The following is a 5,031-nucleotide window of genomic DNA, read 5'->3' on the forward strand; positions in this document are numbered from 1 at the left end:
CCCCCCCCCCCCCCCGGCGCCCCGCGCGGTGCCGCGGCGCGCGCGTGCCCCGGCGCCCCCGCGTTGCTCAGGCGGCGGGGGCCGGACCGTCCGCAGCCGCGCCGCCCTCGGTCGCGGGGAGGTCGTCGCCGACCATGCCGTCGTCCTCGGTGTCGACGACGTCCGCCGCAGCGGCCTTCGCCTCGTCGATGGTGTCCTGCGACTTCCGCAGCAGGTCGTCGTTGCCGGTGGGTGCTGTCTCGCTCATGGCGCCGAGGCTACGCGGGAGCGCCTGAACCGGTCTCCCGCCGGGGGCGATGCGCGGGCTCGTAGTCGACCGCGGACGTCGGGGCCGCCGACGTCGGCATGACCGGTGCCGGCGGTGTGCCGTACGCGTCGGCGGCGTCGAGCACGGCCCGTGTCGCGGCGGCCGCGGTCCGGAGCGCGTCGGCGATGGGGAGCGCCCGGTGCGCGGGCGTCCGCACCTCGACACCCCACGGCTCGTCGAAGCCGAGGTCGCGGACCGTGCGGATGAACCCGGGGATGTCCCACGCCCCGACGCCGGGCAGGTACCGACCGAGCCGGGACTCGTCGGCGAGCGTCATGCCGTTCGGGGTGTCCATCAGGCCGTCGCTGAGCTCGACCGCGGCGAGGGTCGACGGCGCCAGCCCGTGGCGGATCGACGCCAGGGTCGAGCCGCCCCGCAGCGCGTGCATCGCGTCGAGCAGCAGTCCGCCGTTCGGGTGCCCGGCGGTCGCGACGAAGCGCGAGGCCCGTTCGACCGTCGGCAGGTTCGACCACGGTTCGGGTTCGAGCACGAGCTGCGCACCGACGCCCCGGGTCTGCTCCGCGAGCACCACCCAGTCGTCGAGCATCGCCGCGGGGGAGACCCCGGGCAGGCTCACGTCGGCGCGAGCCACCACCTGCCAGGCGCGGAGGGTCGCCGCCGCCTCGAGCAGGACACCGCGGTCGGCGTCCACCGCCGTGGTCCGGCTGGGGCACGTCCACCACGTGCTGAGGGTGCCGAGCTGCACCCAGACGATGCCGGCGTCGTCGAGCATCTGCCGGAGCCGGTGCAGCCCGATGGTCCCGCGGACCTCGTGGAGGTCGTCGAGGGCGAGCGAGATGCCGGAGAAACCGGCGGCCCCGACGGCGCGGACGCGCTCGTCGATGGGTTCGTCGCCGTCCCAGGTCCAGGACGTCGCGAGCAGGTCGTGTTCCAGCACGGTGCACCTCCGTGTCCGCAGACGCACGACGGCGGTGTCGAGCGTCCCCGGTCCGCTTCCCTGTCAGCGGACCACGACGACGCGTTGCGACGACGCCGTCTGGCTCCGTGCTACTCGCGGCCGCTCCGGATCGGCTCCCAGCAGAGCGCCGACTGCGTCATCTGGTCACGATCCGCGCGAGTTCTCCCCGCTGGTGCGAGGTTCCGCACCCCGTGCGCTGCCATGGCCGAGCACGGGGTGGTCAAGCTCGCACCACGCAGAGCGGGGTGGACGGGACGGCCGGCGCTTGGGTGCCACGAGCCTCCCGTCCGCAGTCCGCGGAGCGCGGTTCCCTCGTCTGTCCGCACCCTCGCACCGTGCGGAGTCTCCCCGCTGGTGCGAGGTTCCGCACCCCGTGCGCTGCCACGGCCGCGCACGGGGTGGTCAAGCTCGCACCGGGCGGACGGGAGGCTCGGTGTGCGTCCGGCGCGGACCGTCACGCCTGCAGCGGTGCGGGTCGCACGGTGGTCCTGACGGTCCCGACGCCCTCGATCGTCCCGACGAGCACCGACCCGGGGACGACCACGCCGACTCCGTCGGGCGTGCCGGTCATCACGAGGTCACCCGGCTCGAGGCGCACCGCCCGGGACAGCTCCGCGACGACCTCGGCCACGGACCAGATCTGGTCGGCGAGGTCCCCGTGCTGGCGGCGCTCGCCGTCGACGGTGAGCTCGATCGTGCCGTGCGTCGGGTCGACGTCGGCGGCGGGGACGAGCGTGCCGACCGGTGCGGAGGCGTCGAACCCCTTCGCCATGTCCCACGGTCGCCCGAGGCGCTTGGCCTCGGCCTGCAGGTCGCGTCGGGTCAGGTCGAGCCCGACGCCGTAGCCCCACACGTGGTCGAGTGCGTCGGTCACGGGGACGTCCGCGCCGCCGACGCCGATCGCCACGACGAGTTCGACCTCGTGTTCGAGACGCTCGGTCATCGGCGGGTACGGGGTCGCCCCGTCATCAGTGACGACCGCGTCGGCGGGTTTCGTGAAGAAGAACGGCGGCTCACGATCGGGGTCGTGCCCCATCTCCCGCGCGTGCGCCGCGTAGTTCCGTCCGACGCAGAAGACGCGGCGGACGGGGAAGCGTCCACCCGTCGACGTCGGGACGGAGGGCACTGCCGGAGCCGGGATCACGAGGTCGGTCACGGCTCCAGCGTGCCACGTGCCTACTGGCCGGGCGCGGCGCTCTCCGACTCGCCCTCGCCCGGGTCGCCACCGGTCCCACCGGCGGCGGGCTCGTCCTGCGGCCACCCCGCGAACTGCCACGCACCGACCGCGGGGTGGTCCTCGCCCTTCGCGTAGGCGTGGGCGCGGGCGGCGTCGCGTGCCTCGGACAGCTTCCCGAGCAGCTCGTCGAACCGGTCGGACCCGTCGGCCACCCGCGTCAGCGCGTCGTGCGCGAGCGCGAAGCGGTCCATCTCGTTGCGGATGAGCATGTCGAACGGCGACGTCGTGGTGCCGCGCTCGAGGAAGCCGTGCACGTGCAGGTCGTCGTGGCCGTGGCGACGGTAGGTGAGCTGGTGGACCAGCGACGGGTACCCGTGGAACGCGAACACGGCGGGTGTCCCGGGGAGGAACAGCTCGTCGTAGCGCTCGTCGGAGATCGGGTGCTCGTGCTTGCGGTTGTCCCCGAGCGAGAGCAGGTCCACCACGTTCACGACACGTACGCCGACGTCGAGCGCGTGGGTGCGGATGATGTCGGCGGCCGCGATCGTCTCGACGGTGGGGACGTCCCCGGCGCTGACCAGGACGACGTCCGCGTGGCCGACAGTCTGCTCAGTGCCGGCCCAGTCCCAGACGCCCAGGCCGGCGTCCGCGTGCGCGACGGCGTCCTCGAGCGACAGGAACACCGGCTCTGGGTGCTTGCCGGCGACGATGACCTCGATGCGGTTCGTCGTCTCCAGCGCGTGTGCGGTCACCGCGAGCAGGGTGTTGGCGTCGGCGGGGAGCTTGATCCGCACGAGGTCCTGCTGCTTCGAGGCGACGACGTCGAGGAAGCCCGGGTCCTGGTGGGAGAACCCGTTGTGGTCCTGCCGCCAGACGTGGGACGAGAGCAGGATCGTGAGGTTCGACACCGGGGCACGCCAGTCGATGTCCGTGGAGGACTCCAACCACTTGGCGTGCTGGCCGACCATCGAGTCGATGATGTGCGCGAAGGCCTCGTACGTGTTGATGATGCCGTGGCGGCCGCTCAGCACGTAGCCCTCGAGCATCCCCTCGAGCAGGTGCTCGGACAGGATCTCGGTCACGCGGCCGGTCGGCGCGATGTGCTCGTCGTCGGGGGAGTTCGCCGCGCGCCAGACCCGCGACGTGACGTCGAACACCGCGTCGAGCTTGTTCGACACGGTCTCGTCGGGGCCGAACAGCCGGAACGTCGAGGGATTGGCGGCCATCAGCGCGGCCAGCCAGGGGCCGAGCGTGCCGGTGGAGGAGGCGTCCTCGCCAGCGGGGACGCCGTACGGCGCGAGGTCGGGACGCTGCAGCGCCGTCCGGATCCGGCCGCCATTGGCGTGTGGCGTCGCGCTCATCCGCTTGTCGCCGGACGGGCGGATCGCCTCGAGCAGCCCGGTACCGGTGCCGTCCTCGGTGAAGAGCTCGGAGGGGCGGTAGGACTCCATCCACGCCTGCAGCTGGGCACGGTGCTCGTCGTTCTCGCGGACGGCGGGCAGCGGCACCTGGTGCGCGCGGAAGGTGCCCTCGACCTTCTCGCCGTCGACCTCCTTCGGGCCGGTCCAGCCCTTCGGGGTCTTCAGGACGATCATCGGCCACCGTGGGCGGAGGTCGGTCGCGCCGGCCATCTCACCGGCGGCGGCGCGGGCGGCCTGGGCCCGGGCAGCGGCTTGGATGTCGTCGATGGACGCCAGCGCGCGGCGCAGGGCCCCGTCGAACAGGGCGTGCACGGCGAAGGGGTCGTCCCCGACGCGGGAGGAGTCGACGATGATCGGGTCGTAGCCGAGCCCGCGGAAGTACGCGGTGAGGTCCTCGGTGGGGATGCGCGCGAGCACCGTGGGGTTCGCGATCTTCCACCCGTTGAGGTTGAGGATCGGCAGGACGGCGCCGTCTGCCACCGGGTCGAGGAACGTGTGGGCCTGCCACGACGCCGACAGCGGCCCGGTCTCGGCCTCGCCGTCACCGACGACGCAGGTCACGACGAGGTCGGGGTTGTCGAGCGCGGCGCCGTACGCGTGGGCGAGGGAGTAGCCGAGCTCACCGCCCTCGTTGATGGACCCGGGCGTCTCCGGGGCCGCGTGCGAGGGGAAGCCGCCGGGGAACGAGAACTGCTTGAAGAACTGCTGCAGCGTGGTGCCCGGATAGAGCTCCTGCCAGGTGCCCTCGAGCCACGCGTTCGCGTTCATCGCGGGGCCACCGTGCCCGGGGCCGCAGATGTAGAGCATGTCCCGGTCCGTCGAGGTGATGAGCGCGTTGCAGTGCGCGTACACGAGGTTCAGTGCCGGCGACGTGCCCCAGTGCCCGAGGAGCCGCGGCTTGATGTCGTCCGGCGTGATCGGGTGCTCCAGCAACGGGTCGTCCAGCAGGTAGATCTGCCCGACGGTGAGGTAGTTCGCGGCGCGCCACCACGCGTCGATCGCGCGGATCCGGTCGGTCGTGAGGAGGTGCTCGGTGGCCATGACCCCACGGTACGGACCCCGCCGCAGGACGGTTCCAGAAACTCGTCCAATCCGTTCGGGGAGGGGTACCGAATCATCAGCACAGGGCAAACGCCCAGAGCACTTCCCGGCCTCGTCCGGCCAGGACTCGACCAACTCACAGAAGAGGAACGAACACCATGCGCAA

Annotated in this window: 4 protein-coding genes; all 4 read right to left on the reverse strand. The window is 72.6% G+C overall.

Annotation, left to right across the window (positions count from 1 at the left end; all coding sequences use genetic code 11):
- Positions 1 to 67: 67 nt before the first annotated feature.
- The gene (locus BIU98_RS19630; RefSeq protein WP_071279154.1) at positions 68 to 247 is read right to left on the reverse strand and encodes a hypothetical protein; all 180 of its coding nucleotides are present in this window, start codon (positions 245 to 247) and stop codon (positions 68 to 70) included.
- Positions 248 to 257: 10 nt separating this feature from the next.
- Positions 258 to 1,205 (reverse strand): sugar phosphate isomerase/epimerase, encoded by a 948-nt coding sequence (locus BIU98_RS17055; protein WP_071279156.1) that lies wholly within the window; start codon positions 1,203 to 1,205, stop codon positions 258 to 260.
- 475 nt (positions 1,206 to 1,680) lie between these two features.
- A complete protein-coding gene (locus tag BIU98_RS17060) occupies positions 1,681 to 2,382 on the reverse strand; it encodes a fumarylacetoacetate hydrolase family protein (RefSeq protein ID WP_071279158.1) in 702 nt (233 codons plus the stop codon).
- Positions 2,383 to 2,402: 20 nt separating this feature from the next.
- Complete coding sequence (locus BIU98_RS17065; RefSeq protein ID WP_071279160.1) at positions 2,403 to 4,865, reverse strand: phosphoketolase; 2,463 nt, start codon at positions 4,863 to 4,865, stop codon at positions 2,403 to 2,405.
- Between the last annotated feature and the right edge of the window lie 166 nt (positions 4,866 to 5,031).

The sequence above is a fragment of the Curtobacterium sp. MMLR14_010 genome, assembly GCF_001865015.1.
In the GTDB taxonomy this organism is placed as follows: domain Bacteria; phylum Actinomycetota; class Actinomycetes; order Actinomycetales; family Microbacteriaceae; genus Curtobacterium.